This is a genomic window from Occallatibacter sp. FHG110214_02 (assembly GCF_059115385.1).
The window spans coordinates 40,796-61,322 of record NZ_JBZYWK010000012.1 but is presented as its reverse complement, the minus strand read 5'-3'; the positions used below and the strand labels follow the sequence as shown (position 1 = coordinate 61,322).

General features: G+C 56.1%; 17 protein-coding genes. 7 read left to right on the top strand and 10 right to left on the bottom strand.

Going from position 1 to position 20,527, the window contains the following annotated elements:
* Positions 1-56: 56 nt before the first annotated feature.
* Positions 57-491 carry an Hsp20/alpha crystallin family protein gene (locus AC5S3R_RS12465; RefSeq protein ID WP_494267366.1) on the bottom strand — a complete coding sequence of 145 codons (435 nt, stop codon included), beginning with the start codon at positions 489-491 and terminating at the stop codon, positions 57-59.
* Positions 492-713: 222 nt separating this feature from the next.
* On the opposite strand from AC5S3R_RS12465, the gene AC5S3R_RS12460 reads away from it, so the two are divergent.
* A complete protein-coding gene (locus AC5S3R_RS12460) occupies positions 714-1,505 on the top strand; it encodes a sulfite exporter TauE/SafE family protein (RefSeq protein ID WP_494267365.1) in 792 nt (263 codons plus the stop codon).
* An 86-nt stretch (positions 1,506-1,591) separates the two neighbouring features.
* The gene (locus AC5S3R_RS12455; RefSeq protein ID WP_494267364.1) at positions 1,592-2,047 is read left to right on the top strand and encodes a gamma-butyrobetaine hydroxylase-like domain-containing protein; all 456 of its coding nucleotides are present in this window, start codon (positions 1,592-1,594) and stop codon (positions 2,045-2,047) included.
* Positions 2,048-2,106: 59 nt separating this feature from the next.
* On the opposite strand, the gene AC5S3R_RS12450 is transcribed toward AC5S3R_RS12455, so the two are convergent.
* Entirely contained in the window at positions 2,107-3,012 is a 906-nt protein-coding gene (locus tag AC5S3R_RS12450) for an SDR family oxidoreductase (RefSeq protein ID WP_494267363.1), read from the bottom strand.
* A 151-nt stretch (positions 3,013-3,163) separates the two neighbouring features.
* On the opposite strand from AC5S3R_RS12450, the gene AC5S3R_RS12445 reads away from it, so the two are divergent.
* Positions 3,164-4,138: an AraC family transcriptional regulator gene (locus tag AC5S3R_RS12445; protein ID WP_494267362.1), complete on the top strand. Its 975-nt coding sequence runs from the start codon at positions 3,164-3,166 to the stop codon at positions 4,136-4,138.
* Between the two features lie 229 nt (positions 4,139-4,367).
* Positions 4,368-6,029, top strand: coding sequence for a M28 family peptidase (locus AC5S3R_RS12440; RefSeq protein ID WP_494267361.1), 1,662 nt, complete (start codon positions 4,368-4,370; stop codon positions 6,027-6,029).
* A 147-nt stretch (positions 6,030-6,176) separates the two neighbouring features.
* Here the strand turns inward: AC5S3R_RS12440 and AC5S3R_RS12435 are convergent, their stop codons facing one another.
* From AC5S3R_RS12435 to AC5S3R_RS12400, 8 genes are all read right to left on the bottom strand, one after another.
* Positions 6,177-6,944, bottom strand: a complete 768-nt coding sequence (locus tag AC5S3R_RS12435; RefSeq protein WP_494267360.1) for an SDR family oxidoreductase — start codon at positions 6,942-6,944, stop codon at positions 6,177-6,179.
* Positions 6,945-7,034: 90 nt separating this feature from the next.
* Entirely contained in the window at positions 7,035-7,508 is a 474-nt protein-coding gene (locus tag AC5S3R_RS12430; RefSeq protein ID WP_494267359.1) for a nuclear transport factor 2 family protein, read from the bottom strand.
* A gap of 7 nt (positions 7,509-7,515) precedes the next feature.
* Positions 7,516-8,073 carry an LOG family protein gene (locus AC5S3R_RS12425; protein WP_494267358.1) on the bottom strand — a complete coding sequence of 186 codons (558 nt, stop codon included), beginning with the start codon at positions 8,071-8,073 and terminating at the stop codon, positions 7,516-7,518.
* A gap of 150 nt (positions 8,074-8,223) precedes the next feature.
* Positions 8,224-9,273: a carboxypeptidase-like regulatory domain-containing protein gene (locus tag AC5S3R_RS12420; RefSeq protein ID WP_494267357.1), complete on the bottom strand. Its 1,050-nt coding sequence runs from the start codon at positions 9,271-9,273 to the stop codon at positions 8,224-8,226.
* 218 nt (positions 9,274-9,491) lie between these two features.
* Positions 9,492-10,154 carry a PspA/IM30 family protein gene (locus tag AC5S3R_RS12415; RefSeq protein WP_494267356.1) on the bottom strand — a complete coding sequence of 221 codons (663 nt, stop codon included), beginning with the start codon at positions 10,152-10,154 and terminating at the stop codon, positions 9,492-9,494.
* 157 nt (positions 10,155-10,311) lie between these two features.
* A complete protein-coding gene (locus AC5S3R_RS12410) occupies positions 10,312-11,724 on the bottom strand; it encodes a flotillin family protein (protein WP_494267355.1) in 1,413 nt (470 codons plus the stop codon).
* A gap of 375 nt (positions 11,725-12,099) precedes the next feature.
* Positions 12,100-12,693 carry an NfeD family membrane protein gene (locus AC5S3R_RS12405; protein ID WP_494267354.1) on the bottom strand — a complete coding sequence of 198 codons (594 nt, stop codon included), beginning with the start codon at positions 12,691-12,693 and terminating at the stop codon, positions 12,100-12,102.
* A 20-nt stretch (positions 12,694-12,713) separates the two neighbouring features.
* Positions 12,714-13,250 (bottom strand): helix-turn-helix domain-containing protein, encoded by a 537-nt coding sequence (locus tag AC5S3R_RS12400; protein ID WP_494267353.1) that lies wholly within the window; start codon positions 13,248-13,250, stop codon positions 12,714-12,716.
* Between the two features lie 604 nt (positions 13,251-13,854).
* Here AC5S3R_RS12400 and AC5S3R_RS12395 point away from each other — a divergent pair.
* From AC5S3R_RS12395 to AC5S3R_RS12385, 3 genes are all read left to right on the top strand, one after another.
* Positions 13,855-14,943, top strand: a complete 1,089-nt coding sequence (locus AC5S3R_RS12395) for an acyltransferase family protein (RefSeq protein ID WP_494267352.1) — start codon at positions 13,855-13,857, stop codon at positions 14,941-14,943.
* Positions 14,944-15,084: 141 nt separating this feature from the next.
* Positions 15,085-17,847: an ATP-dependent helicase gene (locus AC5S3R_RS12390; RefSeq protein WP_494267351.1), complete on the top strand. Its 2,763-nt coding sequence runs from the start codon at positions 15,085-15,087 to the stop codon at positions 17,845-17,847.
* A gap of 1,384 nt (positions 17,848-19,231) precedes the next feature.
* Positions 19,232-20,323: a serine hydrolase domain-containing protein gene (locus AC5S3R_RS12385; RefSeq protein WP_494267350.1), complete on the top strand. Its 1,092-nt coding sequence runs from the start codon at positions 19,232-19,234 to the stop codon at positions 20,321-20,323.
* The last annotated feature ends 204 nt before the right edge of the window (positions 20,324-20,527 follow it).

The following is a 20,527-nucleotide window of genomic DNA, read 5'->3' as shown; positions in this document are numbered from 1 at the left end:
CGCCAGCCTTAGCTTAACCAAGCGAATAACCAAAAGCCGGCGGTTCAACGCTGCTGTTACGCCGCAACGTTAATCTTGATCTGCTTCGGCTGAGCCTCTGCCTTTTTCTTCAGCTCCAGCTTCAGCACGCCGGCGTTGTACTTCGCGTCAATACTTTCGGTGTCCACCGTGGTGGGCAGCGTAAAGGCCCGGTAAAAGCTGCCGTAGCGCCGCTCAATGCGGTGGAAGTTCTCCTGCTTCTCCTCGCCTTCAAACTTGCGCTCGCCCTGCACCGTTAGCGTGTTCTTCTCCACGCGAACGTCGAGGTCCTTCTCTTCCACGCCCGGAACTTCGAGCTTGAGAACCACCTTCTCGGCGTCCTCATAAATATCGACAGCAGGCACAAAGCCACCAGTCAGCGCCGCGCCCTCGTCAAATCCGCGAAACAGCGGCTTGAAGCGGTTCTCCAGCGCAAAGACTTCGCGAAACGGGTCCCAACGGGTAATGGCCATGATTGTGTGTCCTCCAAACAGATAAATGTTTAGCCGGGAGATCCTCTCACCGGCCTTCAATCAATCTGATGGAATCGTAGCACAAAAGATTCATGAAATATGAGTCTATTACGCTAATATTATTCAAAATAATCATATATGCATTGAAAATAAAAGACTTGCATCGCGCTGGAATCGCGGAAATCTCCGAACGCCCCGCATAGCACTACAATCTAGAGAGAAATGAATTCTTACGCTCTGCCCTTTAGCGGCCATTGGCTGTGGCTGATTGTGGCCTCGTTTCTTGCCGGAGTCCTGAATGCGGTAGCTGGCGGAGGCTCGTTTCTCTCGTTTCCCGCCATGTTGAGCACCGGAATGTTGCCCGTGCAGGCGAATGCCACGAATACCGTCGCACTCTGGCCGGGGCAGCTTACCTCCGTCGCCGCTTATCGCAATGATGTCCGCAAATATCTCAGGCTGGCTGTTCTTATGGGCACGGCTGGCTTCCTCGGCGGCACCGTCGGAGCCATCATTCTCCTCCGTACCCCGCAATCTACGTTTCTGCACCTGGTGCCGTGGCTGCTGCTGATTGCTGCCACGCTCTTTGCGCTGAGCGGTCCCGTTACTCGCTGGCGGGAAAGCAGAAAGCTTGCCTCATCGCAGGCCGAACCCTCACCCAACCGCCTTACCCTTTTCGTTATCACCGCTGTTGTTTGCGCGTACATTGGGTACTTTGGCGCGGGAGCGGGCTTTCTCATCATTACGACGCTCTCGTTGTACGGCTTCCGGGACCTTAACGAGATCAACGCGCTCAAAGTTGTCTCCACCACCATGGCCAACGGCGTAGCCTTTTTCATCTTCGTCATCACCGGGCAGGTCGAGTGGCGCTACTGTCTTCTCGCTATGATTGCCTGCGCCATTGGCGGTTATTCGTCCGCTTCGCTGGCCCGCCGCATCCCGCAACAGGTTTTGCGAACCACGGTTGTAGTCATAGGTTTTTCCATGGCAGCGTGGTTTTTCTATAAGAACAGGTAGGGACGAAGGACGAGGAACGAAAACGCCGCGACTCCAGCTGTCCCTTTCGTGCCTCGTCCTTCATCACTCGTCCCTATAATGTAGTTATGAGCCACGAAGGAATCCGTTTTATCAGCGCGCAGGAACAGGCCGAGTTTGAAGCCAAAGAAAAGCCGCTTGCCCGCGCCGCCATTACCCCCGCCAAGGTCCGCGTGCTCATTACGGAAGGTAAGGGCCTGGAAATTGAATGGCAGGATGGCCACAAGAGCGCCTGGGATTTTAAGTGGCTTCGCAATGCCTGCCCCTGTGCCACCTGCATTGAGGAGCGCAAGCAGCAAAACCGCGCTGCTGGGGAAGCCCCGTCAAAAGCGACTGAACTGCTCCCTATGTATACTCCGCCAGCGCGCCCGGTAAGTGCGCAGGCTGTGGGACGCTACGCACTGCAACTCAACTGGCAGGACGGGCACTCTGCTGGGATCTATTCGTGGGACTACCTCCGCCGCCACTGCACCTGCGGCGAGTGCAAGCTGGCTGCCACCCAACTAACCGGCGCGCCCAACTAAAGAAGGGACGTCCTGATGGACGTCCCTTCTTTCCAGCACCAGCGCCGTCAAGCGCAGTGCTACTGTCCCGCGTACTTGCTCGCCCCTGCAAAATATTCTGGCGTATCGAGGTCCGCGAGAAGCCCCGGCTGCTTCGGTGCCCAGCCGAGCTCCTTGCGCGTCCATGTGCTCGAAGCGATAACATCCACTCCCGCAAACAGCCCGAGGAAGCCGAAGTGCTCCATTGCTTCTTCCGGCGCTTTGCTGACTACGGGAATGCCCAGACGCTTTCCGATGACTTCAGCAATAGCGCGGAACTCCACGCCTTCTTCGGAAATTGCGTGATAGCGTGCCCAGGGCAGGGCTTTTTCCAGCGCCAGGCGAAATACTACTGCCGCATCCAGGCGATGCCCCGCAGGCCAGTGGTTTTTGCCTTCGCCCACATATGCCGCTACGCCTTTTTCCCGCGCAATCTCAATCAGCCGCGGAACAAAGCCGTGGTCGCCAGCGCCATGCGTCGTGGGAGGCAGTCGTACCACGCCCGCTCGTACTCCACGCTGTGCTAGCTCTGCGGCTGTTTCCTCTGACTTGCGCGGAAACTGATGCTGCGCTACATCTTCTTCCGTGACGACACGGCCTTGCGGCAGAACGGCTACTCCGCTCGTTACCAGCAATGGCTTTTCGGTGCCAAGCAGCACTTCGCCCATTGCTTCAATCGCAGCCTTATCGATGGCGCTTACTTCAGCAAACCGCGTGAAGTCATGAACGAAGCCAAGATGAGCCACAGCATCAGCTTGCTCCGCGCCGTTTTGCAGGCTCTTCAGGTCGGTCAAATCGCCGCGATGTATCTCTGCGCCCAACTCGGTCAGCTTTGCCGCATTCGCGTCATTGCGGGCGAGACCCAGCACGCTATGCCCCGCACCAATCAGATCCTTCACCAGCGCTGAGCCAATAAATCCCGCTGCGCCCGTAACAAAAACACGCATGATAGCTTCTCCTTATCGGTGGGTTGGAGCAGTTATCCATGCTGTCCGCAACCTCACTATCAGCACAATAGGCTACAAGCTGCGTACTATCTATACTTGGAAGTCCGTAATATCTTTGCAATCGTCCAGCCAGGTTTGGAATCAAACAGATATGGACCCGCTATCCGACGTTCTTTCACTGCTCAAGCCTCATACCTACGCCGCCGGTGGTTTTGACATCGGAGGGAGCCACGCGGTTCAGTTCGGACGCCATGACGGCATCAAGTGCTATGCCGTTGTCTCCGGCGAGGGCTGGCTTGTTGTCGAGGGGGAACCAGAGCCCATGCGCCTTACTGCGGGCGACTGCTTTCTGCTCCCTCATGGCCGTCCCTTCCGCCTGGCAACCGACCTCTCTCTTCCGCCAGTGGATTATCGGGCCTACATACCACTGAAAAACGAACAACCCAAGGGCCGCTTCACTGTCATCAACGGCGGCGGAGACTGCTGCATTGTTGGTGGCTTCTTCGCTTTCACCGGCAATCATGCGCGCATTCTGCTCGATGTGCTGCCGCCTGTCGCGCACATCCGCAAGGAGTCAGACAAAGCCACGCTCCGCTGGTATCTCGAACACATGCGCCAGGAGCTAGGCGATGAGCAGCCGGGCGGCTTTCTCGTGGTTCAGCATCTTGCCCACATGATTCTGCTGCAGGCGCTGCGTCTTTACATGACGGGTTGCTATGGTCCACAGGGCGGTGTGGGATGGCTTTATGCGCTTGCCGATCCGCAGATTGGCGCGGCAATTCAGGCGATTCACGCCACTCCAGCTCATCCATGGACACTGCACGATCTCGCCGTACAGGCCGGAATGTCGCGCTCCACCTTCGCGCAGCGATTCAAGGAAAAAGTAGGCCAGTCACCCATGGACTACCTCACCCGCTGGCGCATGCTTGTTGCCGCCGACAAGCTGGCCAACACCAAGGACTCCATCGCAACCGTAGCTTCCTCGCTTGGTTATGAATCGGAAAGCGCCTTCAGCACAGCTTTCAAGCGCGTCATGGGCTGCTCACCGCGGCAGTATGCAAGAGGCTGTCCACCTCAGCCGCAAACCGAGTCCGCCTCTCTGCAATTGGAACCCGTAGCAGGCTGAGCATTGCAGCACAAACAGGCGATTCGAGAATCGTTTCAGCGATTCCTGATGGCTTCCATCTTGCGTTGCGAAGGCGAATTCGATAGCTTTGTCCCATTACAGCATTGTGAAAAGTCTCCCTGCGGTTGCATAACGTACGGATCTCGCAGGACATCTCTCTTGCCTCTGCTAACTCGGTTTCGCCCTGTCCGTTAATCCAGATTTTTCCTTCTTGAAAGCGAGAACCTCTATGAACCTGTACCGCATAAAGCAGGCTGCCGCTCTCGTCATAGCTCTGCTGCTCATCCCATCCCTGACCGCACAGGAACCTGCAGGCGACAAGGTTGACCTCGACGCCCTTGCGCAGATCAAGCACGAAGCCTTTCAGAACTCGCAGGTAATGGAACACCTCTATTACATCTCCGAGGTCTACGGCCCCCGCGTTACCAATAGCCGCAATCATCGCGCAGCAGCCGAGTGGGCCATGCAGCAGTTGCGGGCCTGGGGACTGAAGAATGTCCACCTCGAAAAGTGGCCCTTCGGCTACGGCTGGCAGATTAAGAAGTATTACGGCGCACTGGAATCCCCGGCCTATGCTTCCATTCCCGGTTTCCCGCTGGCATGGACGCCCGGCACCAACGGTCCCATCACGGCGGACGCCATATGGGCTCCCATCCACTCCAAGGACGATTTCGCGAAATACAGGGGCAAGCTGAAGGGCAAGATTGTACTCATGTTTGATCCGGCTCCGCTCCATCTGCACACCACGCCGGACGCAATGCCCAGCCCCACCGATGAAGAGATTGAAGCTCGCGCAGCCTCCAACGCTCCGCGTGGTGGACGCGGTCCCGGTGCTCCCGGCGGTGCTGCCGCCAATCGCGACCCCAGCGGTCGTGGCCGCCCCGGAGAAGGCACATGGGAGTACACGCCGACTTCGCTTGCTCTCTCCGGTCCTAAGAATCAGGCTCTCCGCAACGAAGTGAATGCCTTCATGAAGGAAGAGGGCGCAGCCGTAGTTCTCACGCCCGGTTACAACGGTGACGGCGGCACAATCTTCTCCTCCTACGGCGGTTCACAGAATCCCAACGACCCCGTTCCGCCTCCGATTGTCGCCATTGGAGCCGAGCAGTACAACCGCGTCGTTCGCCTGTTGCAGCACGGAACCACGCCCAAGCTCACCTTCGATATTCAGGTCGAATATCAGAAGGATGACCAGAACGCCTTCAACATCATTGGCGAAATTCCCGGATCCACCAAGCCGGATGAAGTCGTAATGCTCGGCGGCCACTTTGATAGCTGGCAGGGCGGTACAGGAGCCACCGACAACGGCACCGGCTCTGCGGTGGCCATGGAAGCCGTGCGCATTCTTGCTTCGCTGAAAAAGCCTATGGCGCGTACGGTCCGCATTGCCCTGTGGGGCGGCGAAGAGGAAGGCGTCTACGGCTCCACTGCGTATGTGCAGCAACACTTTGCTCCACGCGACACCATGAAGAAGACTCCCGAGTACGACAAGCTGGATGTCTACTTCAACGACGATGGCGGTTCGGGCCGCTTCCGCGGCGTATCGGCAGGTGGCAGCCCGGAGATCGGCGCAATCTTCAAGTCATGGATTGAGCCAATCAAGGACCAGCACATCGTTGCTGTGTCGGGCATGCAGTTCCGGCCCACTCCTTCGCCCGGTGGCACGGACTCAACCGCTTTCTCGTGGATTGGTCTGAACGGTATCGGCTTCCAGCAGGATGGGCTGGAGTACGGCACGCGCACCCACCACTCCAACGCCGATCTCTATGACCGCGTACAGAAGGACGACGTGATGCAGGGGGCCATGATCGAAGCATGGTTCACCTACAACGCCGCCACTCGTGCGGAGATGCTGCCGCGCATCCCAACGCCGGAGCCTCTGACAAAATAACGAAGCAACAAAACAGAAAGGGTGAGGCCGAAAAGCCTCCCCCTTTTGTTATCACCAAAATTGGGTGCCCCATCCATCCGCGTTTTTGCGGGTGGGTGGGATAACCATCATCCCGCCTTGATTTCGTCCTTCGTCCCTGGCCCCTATCTACAAACTTCCTGCATTCCGCAGCATTCCGCCGTCAATGAAATACGTGCTCCCCGTGACATACGCGGCATCGTCAGAAGCCAGATAAACCGCTAGCTTCGCCACCTCTTCAGGCTTGCCCCATCGCCCTGCGGGAATCTCTGCCAGTATCTGACGGTTCAGATCCGCATTGCTTTCCACGTCCTTGTCGATAGGCGTGAAGATAGCGCCGGGGCCAATATTGTTCACGGTAATCTGGTGCGGAGCCAACTCAACAGCAATGGTTCGCGTGAGCATGCGAAGGCCACCCTTCGATGCGCAATAAGGCGCGTTTGTCGGCATGGGCAGGTCTTCATGAATGGAAGAGATGTTGAGGATGCGCCCGCCGCCGCCCTGCGCAATCATCTGCTTTGCCGCAGCCTGCGCGCATAGAAACGGCCCCGTCAGGTTCACCGCCATAATCTTCTGCCACTCTTCCAACGGGTAGTCAACAAAGGCAAACTTCTTCTCAATCCCGGCATTGTTCACAAAAATATCCAGCTTGCCAAAAGCGGCAACCGTCTGCTGAATCAATCCGTTCACCTGGTCCGGATTGGAGATATCTGCCTCAACGCCGAGAGACTTGCCGCCAATCGCGTCAATCTTCGAGAGCGTATCTTTCGAGGTGGAGGCATCGCCAATATAGTCCACCACCACAGCCGCGCCCGCCTGCGCGAACGCGATTGCAATTGCCTGTCCAATTCCCGTTGCCGCGCCCGTAACGACGGCGGTTTTACCCTGCAAGCTCATGGTTCACCTCGGCCCCCATGCTATCTCATGGCCGAAGGAAACTTTGTTACAAAATGGTTGCACAAGAGAGTTCGGACAGTGCACCTGTTCTCAGTGGCTCGCAGGCGCAGGCCGAATGCCCGTATACTGCGCGCCAATCAGCTTCCATGTTCCGCCTTCGCGCTTCGCCACAAAGCTTCCGCGAATCTCCATATTGCGGGTCTGGCCGTTCTCGCCGGGCATCGTATAGGTAAATTTGAGGATTGCAATCGCCGTATCACCAAATACGCGAATCTCTTTGTCAGAGAGGGTGTGAGGCGGCCACGAGGTTTTCTTGTCCTGCGTATAGAAGCCCAGGAAGCGATCATGAGCATCGACTTCTCCAGCGGGCGAGACTTCGACGTACCGCTCGCTGATGAGTTTGGAGAGCGCCGCGGAATCATAAGCTTCTTCGGCAGCCACAAAGGATTGCACAAGCTGGGATACTTCTGTTTCCGATTGATCCGGAGGATTCTGCGCCCGAGTTGCTGCGCCCATTGCCAGGGCAATTCCCATTGCGGCGAGTGTTGGCTTCCAGATACGCATCGTTTTCCTAAATGTTTGCCATCGTAATTGCTTCTTTTGCGCTCGCCGCTACCAGCATCAATCCCCGGTACTGCGGCTTCAAAAAGCCTTCCCTGACGGCCTTATCCAGAAAGCCGAGCAGCTCATCCCAATAGCCCAGTGTATTGATAAGCACGCAGGGCTTCGAGTGAATCTTAAGCTGCGCCCACGTAACGGCCTCCATCAGCTCATCCAGCGTTCCATATCCGCCGGGCAGAATCAGCAACGCATCGGACAGCTCCACCATGCGGGCCTTGCGCTCGTGCATGGATGAGACCATCTCCAGCCGCGTCAGCCCTGGGTGCGCAATCTCGCGCCCTGCCAGCACCTCCGGCAGCACGCCAATCACTTCCGCTCCGTGGGCAAGCGCGGCATCGGCCACGGTACCCATCAACCCGACATTCGCCCCACCATACACAAGCCCAAGGCCAGCGGCAGCAATCGCCGCGCCAAGAGCCTCAGCCTCGGCACGGTAAGCAGGATTATTTCCAATCGTAGAGGCGCAATAAACCGCCACACGGCGGGGAGTAGCAATGGAGTCTGTCATTACCTCCACAGAATAGCGCCCTAACGTCACAGGACGAATACATCCCGGCTACGCAAGTAAGGGGAGGGAAGAGAAGAAAGGCTGAAAACGACCGGAACAGGTCAGATTTCAGCCCTGAAAACACCTTTGATTTTGCCTGCAGCGCAGGTCTTAATTATCTTTATTCGCTGCCGGTGTCAGCTTGCGCAGCACAAACTCCTGCAGAATTGTGCTGACTCCACGCGTTGCCGTGCCTACTGCAAAGTTGGTAAACACCAGCCCAGCCCCGCGGTTCGACGGCGGGTAGTAAATATTCGACAGCGAAGCAGAAATCAAATCCCCGCCCATCGTCGAGTAGTTCGGCTGCAGCTTTCCGTTATCGCCCTTGCAGATAAACGGATAAGAAAGCGCGTGCATCAGCCGCGACTTCGTCGTGCCCGTTCCCTGGTAGTAGTAGCGCGGGTCCTGATGCAGCAGCACCGGCAGAATTGCTCCGCCAAACAGAATGTCCGTAAAGCCGTCGGCATAAACAGCTCCCACGCGCTCTCCGTATCCCTTCCATCCCTGGTGATAATCCGGCGTATTCGCTGCCTGGTCTACGGTTCCCAGAAAAAATGCCCCCGCAAAGCTCACCGGGTTGGTCGCAGCCTTCAACGCCATCTGAAACTTCAGCTTCGCCGTCATCGGCACCGTGTTCGCCGAGTCATACACAACGTAATAATTCGGAATGAACCCCAGAACCTTCTGGTGATACTCCACATTCACCTGTTCCGTGGCAATCGCGGCTGTATCCGCATACACCGTCACCGAGGCCGCGTTATCTGGCAGCTTCAACTGAATTCCTGTTGCCGTATAGGACTCGCCCGGCTTCAGCACAATATCCTGTGACTTCCAGCTCACAAACCCCGTGCCGCTTACCGTAAGGTGGTATGTTACACCCGGCCGCAGTCCCGTGAACTGAAACGTGCCGCCGTCATTCGCTTCTGCCGTGCGCAAGTCCGCCGGCGTGCCGTCTTCAAGCTTCACGGTGGCGCCAACAACCACATCGCCGTACGCATCCATCACGGTGCCGGCAATTGAACCCGGCTGTGCGTCCGGCGCCTGCGGAACCTCCGCTGCGTCTACGGCAACAGCCGCCGCAGCCGCGACGCCCGAATCGACCTGCTGGGCCCGCGCAGCTACCGCGCCACTCAAAAAGAAGAAAAGAAAAATTGCAGTCAACTGTCCCCGAAAAGGACAAGTATTCCAAAACATCATTCCACCAACCAAAATTGCCGCCAGAAAAGCCGTTGTATGAAGAAAAATCAGCCCTCCGGCAGGCAAAAACTTGTGTTAACTTGTTCTCTCCGCACACACAACGGGGCGAAGAGCCCATCAGGATAACCTCCTGATTAGACGCACCTCCGCCCCGTCAGTTCCATCTTTATTTCGACTGCACTTTACTGCACCGGTTGCCGCTCCTTTATCTCCTTTAGCAACATTTCCACACGGTCCTCGTTCTCCAGGGCCGCAAATTTCTCCTCCAGCGACTCCTGCGCCATCACTTCGGTCGTCGCCGCACTTTCCGCGGCCCGCTCATGCACACGGCTCTTCAAGCGCTCAACTGCCTGCCCGGTATCCAGTCCCGCAGCCCGCCGAGCCTCTGCCGCACGCCCAACAGCCCGCGCCCGGCGATGTTCCGCAATCAGCATCTCGCTCCGTGCCCGCGTCTCGCTCAGCTTCTGGTCCAGCTTCCGTAGTGCCTGCCGCAGATTCTCTGCCTCATGCTTCTGCTCCTCAAGCTGAGAAGCGAAGCCAGCAGCCAATCCTTCATGGCTCAGCGCCCGCTCCAGCGCCCCGCGAGCCATCTCATCCTGCCCCTTCGTAACCGCAAGCTCCGCCTTCTTCTTCCACTCCGCGAACTTATCGGTCTGCTCCGCCCGCTTCTTCTCCAGCAGATGCTCCCCTGCAATCGCAATCGCCACCTGAGTCTTCACTTGAAGCAGTTGATTCTCCATATCCAGAACAACCTGCTTCAGCAGCCGTTCCGGATCTTCCGCCTTCTCCACCAGTTCATTCAGGTTCGCCCGCAACAGCGTTCCCACTCTCTCCAGCAATGCCATAACCCACCTCCTTCAGCTTTTAGCCATTAGCTCTTAGCTGTTAGCTAAAAAACTTTTGGTTGCCGAAACTGCCTGGTCCTTCATAAAGCCATCAGCCCGCAGTACGCATACAAAGCCCCGTTCACGCACTGCGAGCTAAGAGCTAAAAAGCTAACAGCTAGCTTTTCTCCTCCGGCTTATCCTTAATTGCCTTCACGTTCGACATCAATTGCTTGATGTCCATCCCGCTCAGCGCCTCAAACAACGCCGGAACCTGCGCCGCAATCTTCGTCATATCGCCGGTAATTTTGTTCACACCCGCAGCTCCGTCAGATCCAGTGGACACAACCGTAATCTTGTCCACCTTGCTCAGCGGCTCTGCCATTGCGCGAACAACATCCGCCATATTCGTAAGCAGCTTGTCCACAACTGCCGCCTGGTTCCACTCCTGGTAAGCCTCGGCCTTCACGTTCATTGCTTTAGCCTCCGCTTCACCTTTCTGGAAGATGATTGCCGCCTCAGCCTCACCTGTTGCGCGAGTAGCAGCCGCCTTACCCTCGGCCTCTGCCATCAAGCGAGCCTTCTCCGCAGCAGCCAGCGTCTCAATCCGCTGCTTGTTGATTTCGGCCTCTTTCAGCACCGTGGCAATCAGCTCCTTCTCATGGCGCAGAATCTCAGCCTCCTGCACCTTGATAAGACCTTCCTTCTCCACCTGCTGCACCTTCACCTGCTCCGCCGTCACCTGCTGCTGCATCACATTCGTCTGGATCTCATAAGCCTTATCCGCCTGCGCTTGCTGCCTTCTGCTCTGCTCCGCGTACTCTGCTTTCTTGATATCCAGGTCGCGTTGCGCCTCAGCCTGCCGTGTTGCAGAAGCCGTCTCCGCAATCACGCGGTCCTGGTCCGCCTGCGCCTTTGCTACTGCAGCTTCGCGCTGCGCATTGGCCCGTTGAATCGCCGTATCGCGCTCCGCCTCAGCCGTCGCAACATCCGCATCGCGGCGAATGCGAGCAATATCCGGACGCCCCATGTTAGCGATGTACTCATTCTTGTCCTTCACTTCCTTAATGGTGAAAGAGATCACCTCAAGCCCCATCTTGCTCATGTCATCCGCACACGTGGACCGCATCCGGTCGCCCACCATCTCCGGCTCTTTCACAATCTGCTCAACCGTAAGCTGACCGATAATTCCGCGCAGATGCCCTTCCATCACCAGCCGAATCAAACCCTCGCGCTGCTGCGGCATCTTCGTCAAAAACTGCTCGGCGGCAGTAAGTATCGAAGCCTGATCGCTCCGCACCTTAATCTGTGCAACGGCTTCGACCGTCACAGCAACACCCTGCTTCGTATAAAGGTCCTGCTGCGGAGCCACATCAAAGCTCATCAGCTCCAGGCTCAGCTCGCGGCAATTCTCCACCATGGGAAAAATCACCGTGCCATGCCCTTTAATGACACGCGGTCCGCGAAACCCATACACAATCAGCGCCTCATTCGGCCCGGCCTTCCGGTACATGCGGGCAATGATGCCCATGATGAGAATCAGCGCCAGTACAGCGATTCCTGCTACTAAAACTATTGTTTCGAGGTTCATTACATTCCCGGTCCTTTCAACCGGGAGAACAACCTTGTTACTTGTTAAAAGTTCACGTCCATCGGCCAATCAACAGCAATTCAGCAATTGCAACTTACTGCTTCACACTGCGGCCGCGTCGAGGAAATAACTTAGCCAGAAACCCAGCAAGAAAAATCCCAGCCAGGATGGCCATATCCGTTATCAGCACAGTCGTATTCGTCATTGAAACCTCTCAAGTACAGGGACATAGAGACTAGGCACGTAGGGACTAGAAAACGGAACTTCAAAGTTCATGCTGTTCTGAGCGAACCGACGGACTTGCTTTGCATCCGTTCCACTACCACGCAGTCCACTCACCACGAACCGTCTTTGTCTTTCTAGTCCCTATGTCCCTTAGTCCCTTGCTTCTTCATCCCATCTGCGCACGTAAGCAATCCCACGTTCATACCTCACAACAAAGACCTCTTCCTGTTTTGAAATCGGCCTTCCATCCTCAGAGCGGGCAGGCGCAGACCGCACCGCTCCGAGCTGTTGGTAAACAATCTCTCCCGTCCCGCCGGCAAAGATAGGAGCCGAAACCGTACCCACGGCACCCACAACATCTGTCTCTTCAGCGGTAAGTTCCTTCTCATGCGGCAACATCACGCGAGTAAGAAACGCAAACACAATCGCTCCACCGGCAATACCGGCCACGGCAGCCAACGCCAGCGTTACCCCTGCCATAAACCCCCCATAACGAGTCAGCAGGTATCCCGCCGCGCCAAACCAGCAGAGAAAAATCATCGCGGAGAAGCCATTCCACCACGGCACCCGCGCTGCGCTGTGCGCCGCAGCGGAAGCCGCATGCGCCGCCGTGTTCACTCCGTGCGGCACATGGACATGCACATGTCCACCCACATGCAAATGCCCCATTCCGCCCAACAGCGCAACCACACTCAACATCAGCCCCGCAACAAAACAAATTAGGTACAACATTTCCCAATTCATGCGTGTTCTCCCACACCGCGCTACGCTTCTTCCCCTGTATCCCGCACCCTGTACCCTGCACCCTGTTTCACCAGCACCTCGGAAAGCCTCTCCACCAGCCCCGGCGTCTCAATCACCGCCTCCATCAGCAGCAGGCACTGCCGGGAGTCCTCATGCCGGGCCAGCGTCAGCAGCGCCGACCGCAGTTCCGGGTCGCGCCGAAACCGCTCCGCGCCGGAAACAAGCCAAAGGTCCAGCTTGTCCTCCACGTCGCGTACCGGGCTCATCAACTCCGCCGAGTACCCCTCCGGGTCATCCACCAGGTACCCCGGATGAACCTTGAAGACGGTAGCCAGAATCTGTCGTGTCTTGTTGGTAAGGTGAGGCCGCGCTCCGCTCTCAATCTGGGAAAGGTAGCTCTGGCTCAACTTCTCGCCGGTCTCAGCCTCAATGGCCCGAACCAATTCCAGTTGGCTCATCGCGCGGTCAAGCCCACGAAGGCTCCCTTCCACCTCGCGCAAATAACGAATTTTTTCGCCCAGCTTCATTGCCGCAACAGGCGGCCCCTTTCGAGCCAAAGTTTCCCGCCAGGGAAACACCATATTGCAATCCGCAATTGACATTATTGCCGATTGCAATACGAGTCAAGCGAAATCGAAAAATATTTTCAATTTCTGTGGAAATCTTTTGCGCTGGATTATGGGGTTTTGTGCCAAACTCAAAATAGTCAAAGAAATACGGCCCGATTCCCAAGGAATCGGGCCGTTCTGTTTTTCCGGAGGGGGCAGGGGCCTTCAGGCCCCTGAATATTGGTTCAAATTGTATGGGCTTTAGCCCCGGGTTTCTTCTTAATACCTCCTGCGGGTGCCCCGGTCCCTCGCATTTGGGGACCGGGGATTACCGATGCCTTAAGTTCCCCATTCCAGCTATCCCACAAAGAAAGGAGAATCCAATGCACCCAACACCAGCCACAACCACCCTGCACCCCGTACCCTGTACCCTACCTTCCCCACAGTTCCACAGTTCACAAATAAAGATTCTCCACAGCCACTGTGCAATCATCCGTAACCCATACAAAACAAACAGTCTGGAAAGGCATCCCACTGTGCGCACTACACACGGCGGCTAAAAAAGACGTAGTAGCCTGCAATAATCAGCCCAAAATCAAGGAGCGCCCCGAGGATGGCGGAAACTTCAGCAGCAATGGAAACAACCGGGGTGCCCACCCTCACCAGGCCGCATTTCGCCGTCCTCGACGGCCTGCGTGGAGTTGCCGCCGTAGCCGTCGTAACCTTCCACTTTCTGGAAATGGTTATCTGGCCCTACGACAACCTCTGGCTCGGCCATGGCTTCCTTGCTGTCGATTTTTTCTTCTGCCTGTCGGGTTTCGTCATGGGCTACGCCTATAACGACCGCTTGCAAACCATGTCCTTCTGGAGTTTCCTCAAAGCACGCCTCATCCGCCTGCACCCGCTCGTCATTCTTGGTTTCATCCTCGGCCTCATCGCCTTCTACGCCAATCCCTTCGGCATCGCCCCCGGCTACAACGCGGCAAAAATCGCGATAATCTTCGCGACCTCGCTCCTCATGATTCCCTACGGCGTTATGAAAGAGCGAGCTTTCAATCTCTTTGGCCTCAACGCCCCTGCGTGGAGCCTCTTCTGGGAGTACGTCGCTAGCATCGTCTTCGGCCTCATCCTCTTCCGCCTCCGCCGTGGTGCGCTCCTCGTGCTCACCATTGCGTCGGCCATCCTTCTCTGCTGGGTCGGCCACAAAGCCGGCAATCTCCCCGGCGGCTGGAGCACCGGCACCTTCTGGGACGGCGGCGCGCGTGTAGCCTTCTCGTTTCTCGCCGGCCTGCTCATCTACCGCATGGGCTGGCATATCAAAAGCCGCCTCGGCTTCACCGCGCTCAGCCTGCTGCTCATCATGGTCCTGGTCTCGCCTTATAAAACCGGCGCATGGGTCCGCGAAGCAGCCATCATCATCCTGTACTTCCCACTGCTCGTCATGCTGGGCGCCGAAGCCAAACTCTCGCCGCGAGTGGAACGCATTTGTAAATTCTCCGGTGACCTGTCCTACCCGCTCTATATGACACACTATTCCGTCATCTGGATATGGGGCGACTACGCCGCGAAACACAAACTTCTGCACTCCGGCCTGGGGCCCGCGGTCCTCGTCGGCGTAATCATCATGTTCACCTTCGGCTGCATCGTAATGGTCTTCTACGACAAACCAGTAAGAGCTTGGCTCAGCGCAAAGTGGCGCTAAACCTGGGTGCCCTATTCGTGTTCACGCTTTTTGTGAACACGGGTGGGGTAGCACTCTGCCAGTTCTCCCACTGCCGAGCTAACAGCTAAAAGCTAAGACAGGTAAACTGATAGAAGGATTCTTTCCCCCCGGATTGCCATTGTGACGTCGCCGCTAGTAGCCAAACTGAACCCCCAACAGCGTGAGGCCGTAGAAACCACGGAAGGCCCGCTGCTCATTCTTGCCGGCGCCGGCTCGGGAAAAACCCGCGTCATCACTAACCGCATCGCCTGGCTTATTGAAGAAAAAGGTGTTGCCCCCGACTCCATCCTCGCCGTCACCTTCACCAACAAAGCCGCGGCGGAAATGGGCGAGCGCGTCAACAAGCTCATCGGCGGAACCACGCTGGCAAAGCCGCTCATCGCCACATTTCACTCACTTTGCGTCCGCATCCTCCGCCGCGACATCGAGCACCTGCAAGTCAACGGCAAGGGCCTGACGCGCAGCTTTGCCATCTTCGACGAAAACGACCAGCAGAACATTGTCAAGCAGATCATGCGCCGCATGGGCATGGACATTAAGCAGCTGACCCCGCGCACGGTGCTGGGCAAAATCTCCTGGGCCAAGAACCACATGGTTGATCCGCAGGAGTTTTATCTCGAATCCAAGGACCCTAACACCGAAAAAATCGCACAAATCTACCAGCAGTACAAAGCGGAGCTAATCAAGAACAACGCCCTCGACTTCGACGACCTGCTCCTCGAAGCCCAGCGTCTCCTGAAGGTCTCGGCAGAGGTCCGCAGCCGCTACCAGAACCGCTATCGCTACCTATTGGTAGACGAGTATCAGGACACCAACAAGCCGCAGTACGAGCTGATGAAGCTCTTGGCGGGCGAGCGCAAAAACGTCTGCGCCGTCGGCGACGAAGACCAGAGCATCTACTCATGGCGCGGCGCGGACATCAACAACATCCTCGGCTTTGAAAAGGACTTCCCTAACGCGAAGATTGTTCGCCTGGAGCAGAATTACCGCTCCACGCAGACCATTCTGGAAGCGGCTGGCGCTGTTGTTGCCAACAATCTTCGCCGCAAAGGCAAAAAGCTCTGGACCGACAGGCAGGGTGGCTCACTTATTGGCTACTACGAAGCTCCTGACGGTGAAAACGAAGCGCTCTTTATTGCCGACCGCATCCAGAAGTTTCTCCGCGAGACCAGTTCCGATGGCGAGGAAGGCAAGTGCGCCGTCCTCTACCGTACCAACGCACAATCGCGACTGGTGGAAGAATCGCTGCGCCGCTATGGGGTTCGCTACACGATGGTCGGCGGCTTCAGCTTCTACGAGCGTTCGGAAATCAAGGACCTCATGGCTTATTTGCGCCTGATCCGCAACCCGCATGACTCCATGGCGCTTCAGCGCATTATCAATGTTCCCGCCCGAGGCATCGGCGCAACTACACTCGGCACGCTGGAACGTCTTGCGCTTGAAACAGGCATGTCCACATGGGACGCTATCGGCTCTGCTATTCGTGAAAAGCTTATCCCCACGCGAGCTTTGATGGCGCTGGACTCCTTTCGCGGAATGATGATTGATGCGCAGGCCATGATGGACCCCGACTTTGCCGGCAAGCTGTCTGCTGATGTTGCGCCTGAGACGGAAGAAGAAGGGGACACGGATTTTTCCTTCGGCGAAACCAGCGCTGAGACAGCGGCAGAAGCGGATGCTGCTACGGAATTTGATTTTGGCGAAAACGAAGATGCCGAGCCGGAGCAGCAGATGTCTCTGCTGGATTTTGCTAGCTTCAATCCTTTTGCCGCTGCGGAAAAGAAGCAGGAGCCTAAGAAGGCTTTTCTGAAAGCGCCTAAGCAGGAAGAGGAAAAGAAGGAAGAAGCTCAGTCCGCGCCGTTTCGCGCGCCGGGAGATGCTGCTACTTTGCCTGAGCTGATTCGCTTTATTATTGACCGCTCCGGCTACATCAAGGCGCTTGAGACGGAAGGTTCGCCGGAATCTTTCAGCCGTATCGAAAACCTGAAGGAACTGGCCAACGCTGCGCATGATGCAGAAGTACGCGGCGAAACGCTGGCTGATTTTCTTGACCACGCGGCACTTGCCTCTACTGCCGACCAATTCGACCCCGAGGCTCGCGTTACGTTGATGACGCTCCATGCGGCCAAGGGGCTTGAATTTCCGCTCGTCTTCCTTACCGGCATGGAAGACGGCCTGTTCCCAAGCTCGCGCACGCTCAATAACCCGGAAGAGATCGAGGAAGAACGCCGTCTCTGCTACGTCGGCATGACGCGCGCTATGAACACGCTCATCCTGACTCGCGCTCACTACCGCCGCCGCTACGGCAACGACGCGCCGGAGCAGACGCTTCCTTCGCGCTTTCTGGAAGAGATTCCGCCCGCGCTTGTTGAGAATCTGAGCCCGCGTCAGCCTGTGTGGGCGAGTGGTAATTCTCGCAGTGGCCGTGGCGGAGACGACTTTGGCGACAGCCATTTCAATTACGAAGACGAGAGCCAGGATACTCCGCGGCTGACTTACAGCTATGGCAGCAACAACCGCGGTGGAAGCTACGGCAAAGGCGCATCCAGCTACGGCGGCGGCAGCAAAAGCAGTTTCAGCAGCAATAAGGGAAGTAGTTCCAATAGCTCCGATGGGAACTCGCTCGACAACATTGCCAAGTTCTTTGGTGGTAAGGGTGGGGCGTCGAAGTTCAGCACTACCTCGCGTCCTGCTATGGATATTCCCGAGTCCAAAGGGGCATCCGGGCTGAACAAGGGGCAGAAGGTTCGTCATGCCAAGTATGGCGAGGGCACCATCCTGATGAGGGAAGGCGAAGGGGAAGACGCCAAGCTGACCGTGATGTTTGCCCGCCACGGGATGAAAAAGCTGATTGAGAAGTTTGCGAATCTGGAAAAGCTTTAGGGTGTGAGGCAAATCGGGAGATGCGCAGAGTGTTTGCATCTCCGTGTGTATGCGCACAGTGGGGTGCTTCCCCATTTCTTTTGTTTTGTGCGGGTTGTGGGTGATTGCACAGGGACTGTGCAGTTTCTTTATTCCGGAACTGTGGAACTGTGCAGAGGGCAGGGACAAGGGAAGAGGGACAAGGGACAAGTGGGTTGTGCCTGCCATTGATGGCATTGGGTTCTCCTTTCTTGGGGTTGAGGGGAGCGCAGCCATGTGAAGTGGCAAAAGCGTACCTCAGGGCTTGAAGGCCCATTCCTTCTGGCTGGTTTGATTGCCGGGGCTGAAGCCCGGCCTACCTGTTCGTGCTCATTGTGTATTTACTGTGTAATTGCGGAGGTAAAACAGAACGGCCCGATTCCTTGGAATCGGGCCGTTTTTCTGCTTATTTTTAGTTTGGCATAAAGCACCATAATTGAGCGCAAACTGCCTGGAGATTTTTGTGTTGATGATAAAAGAGTTAGAAGATATTTTCGCGAAAAGGGCTTGACAGGAGTTTTCCACAGGCAGGGACGAGGGCGCTCCGGTTGGTCTGTTCTGCTTATGTGCATGTGTTACAGGGCATGAGTTTCATCAAGTGCGATGGGGCGTAGACTGCTCATGGTTTCGGTTGCCTTGGGCAGCGTCCGATGGATCAGTTTCAGCTTGGCGGGCAACGAAAGCATCCCCCAGGGACTAAAGCTCAATGCCTTTTCTATGCTTTTCGGCACGACTGAAGTCATGCCCTGATACGAAGCCTTGCAACTGTTCGCTCATAATAAAGTGTCATCCTACCAAGAACCGAAGTTCTTTATTTTCTGTGAGCGCAATGCCTCCCCAGAAAAATAGATTCATCCTGACATGTCTGAAACGAGGTGATTATGTGAGCAGCAGAAATAATAAAGTGTCATCCACTCGTCCATATTGATTGTTGAGCGGAACTTTGACCGCTCAACAGGTGCGGGGCACTGCTGAATGTGGCACCGGAGGAAGGCGTTCAGGAGGGGGTCACTTCCCCTAGACGGCTTTGGTCAGTGCTACACACCCCCTTGAAGATATCCACGGAGGGAATTCTTCTAAACCCGTGCCTGGGTGCAGCAGCCTGAGCCTGATCATCATTGGTCTCCAGGCCTCACTGACCTCTGCTGTGACAGTTACGCTAACTGATTGTATCTAAAATATTTAGCTGCGTTGATGGCTAAGTGAAGCACCCTTGAGCATTCAAAAACACTGGGAAAAACGCAGATTCCAAATTTCAGCACCCTCGCAGAAACCTAGTGCTGAGAGCCTGACCTATGCCGTGCATAGGCAACAAGGTCGACGTGGGCAGAGGTCTGCTCTTTCCGCGAATTGATCAAATCCGAGAGTGCGGAAGGGTGCTCGAGCACGCTCGCTTTGCTCCAATTGTTTCCAGCTTAATCACTTCTGGAAATCGATTGTTTCCCATGTGTCTGGAGACAAAACTAAGCTGCAAGCGACAAGGGCGTTTACAAGGACTGATCATCGCCAGGCCGCTTTGTCAGGATGTGCTGCAGCGCACAGCTACGCTCACGACCTTCCTCTGCAAGACGCATACGAACGCGCGATGAGAGAGCTTGTCTTTGAGCCCCTGGGGATGTCACATACCTCGATCCTCTCTACGGACTCGACTCTCGACGCCGCTCCCCACGGCCGTGATCTATCCGGGATCGCTGTTCCCATCGATCCTGTGCTTGAAACCTTTGCCGACGCCGTGGCTCCGGCTGGATCGGTCTGGTCCAACGTTGTCGATATGGCCCAATATCTGAAATGCGAGATGCTGGAGGGATTGAATGATCGAGGCGAACGGATTATCACGGAGGAGAACCTGCTGGCGCGCCGTCGTTCTGCCATAAAGATCGACGGAAAGAGTAGCTATGGATTAGGGTGGTTTCTGAAAGACCGACAGGGCCTGGCCGAGGTTGGCCATGGTGGTAATACGCGTGGCTTTACCGCAGATATGTTCTTCCTGCCGGAGCACCGCATCGGGATGGCGATTCTCACGAACCTTGGTCTGGCAAATCAATTTTTGGCATCGGTTGAACAGAAGCTGTTGGAGTTAATCTTCGGAGCAGAGAGCAAGGCCGAAGCTATGATTGCCGCTGAGAAGAAGGCCCTCGACGAGTCAACGGAGGTCACGCGTCAGCGGATCAAGACGGATGTTGAATCCACAGCATTGATTCGCAAGTACACAGACCACTATATCTCGAAGGAGCTGGGATCTGCGTATATCTCGCAAGTGGGAGAAGGATTCCAGATTGACTTTGAGTCTGGTTCCAGCAAGCTTGCAGCAGAGCACTCCGGCGCGAGTCGCCAAATCGTTCTCATAACTCCACCATGGACAACCAGGCTCCAACCGACAGACGATCCGAATACTCTGCTGGTTGATGGTGGCCAAACAAAGTACCAATTCGTACGAGTTGCAAAGGAGCGTTCCTAGGTCATTGGACAGGAGGGCAAACAATTACTCATCGCTGTGGATCATCTCATTAGTCGGTTTAGCGGAAGTAATCCGTCTCAATGAGCGATTTGGCGATTTAGCACCTATCTTGAAAAACAAAGTTTTTCAAGATAGGTGCTTGTTAGGAGCAATTTTTATACTTTGCGGCCAGTTTCCAGTGTGACGACCATCCTTCTAAAAAAT

What these genes read in the sequence shown, in the direction of transcription:
- AC5S3R_RS12465 (WP_494267366.1), bottom strand. Translation starts at nt 491, where the DNA reads ATGGCCATTACCCGTTGGGACCCGTTTCGCGAAGTCTTTGCGCTGGAG.
- AC5S3R_RS12460 (WP_494267365.1), top strand. Translation starts at nt 714, where the DNA reads ATGAATTCTTACGCTCTGCCCTTTAGCGGCCATTGGCTGTGGCTGATT.
- AC5S3R_RS12455 (WP_494267364.1), top strand. Translation starts at nt 1,592, where the DNA reads ATGAGCCACGAAGGAATCCGTTTTATCAGCGCGCAGGAACAGGCCGAG.
- AC5S3R_RS12450 (WP_494267363.1), bottom strand. Translation starts at nt 3,012, where the DNA reads ATGCGTGTTTTTGTTACGGGCGCAGCGGGATTTATTGGCTCAGCGCTG.
- AC5S3R_RS12445 (WP_494267362.1), top strand. Translation starts at nt 3,164, where the DNA reads ATGGACCCGCTATCCGACGTTCTTTCACTGCTCAAGCCTCATACCTAC.
- AC5S3R_RS12440 (WP_494267361.1), top strand. Translation starts at nt 4,368, where the DNA reads ATGAACCTGTACCGCATAAAGCAGGCTGCCGCTCTCGTCATAGCTCTG.
- AC5S3R_RS12435 (WP_494267360.1), bottom strand. Translation starts at nt 6,944, where the DNA reads ATGAGCTTGCAGGGTAAAACCGCCGTCGTTACGGGCGCGGCAACGGGA.
- AC5S3R_RS12430 (WP_494267359.1), bottom strand. Translation starts at nt 7,508, where the DNA reads ATGCGTATCTGGAAGCCAACACTCGCCGCAATGGGAATTGCCCTGGCA.
- AC5S3R_RS12425 (WP_494267358.1), bottom strand. Translation starts at nt 8,073, where the DNA reads ATGACAGACTCCATTGCTACTCCCCGCCGTGTGGCGGTTTATTGCGCC.
- AC5S3R_RS12415 (WP_494267356.1), bottom strand. Translation starts at nt 10,154, where the DNA reads ATGGCATTGCTGGAGAGAGTGGGAACGCTGTTGCGGGCGAACCTGAAT.
- AC5S3R_RS12410 (WP_494267355.1), bottom strand. Translation starts at nt 11,724, where the DNA reads ATGAACCTCGAAACAATAGTTTTAGTAGCAGGAATCGCTGTACTGGCG.
- AC5S3R_RS12405 (WP_494267354.1), bottom strand. Translation starts at nt 12,693, where the DNA reads ATGAATTGGGAAATGTTGTACCTAATTTGTTTTGTTGCGGGGCTGATG.
- AC5S3R_RS12395 (WP_494267352.1), top strand. Translation starts at nt 13,855, where the DNA reads ATGGCGGAAACTTCAGCAGCAATGGAAACAACCGGGGTGCCCACCCTC.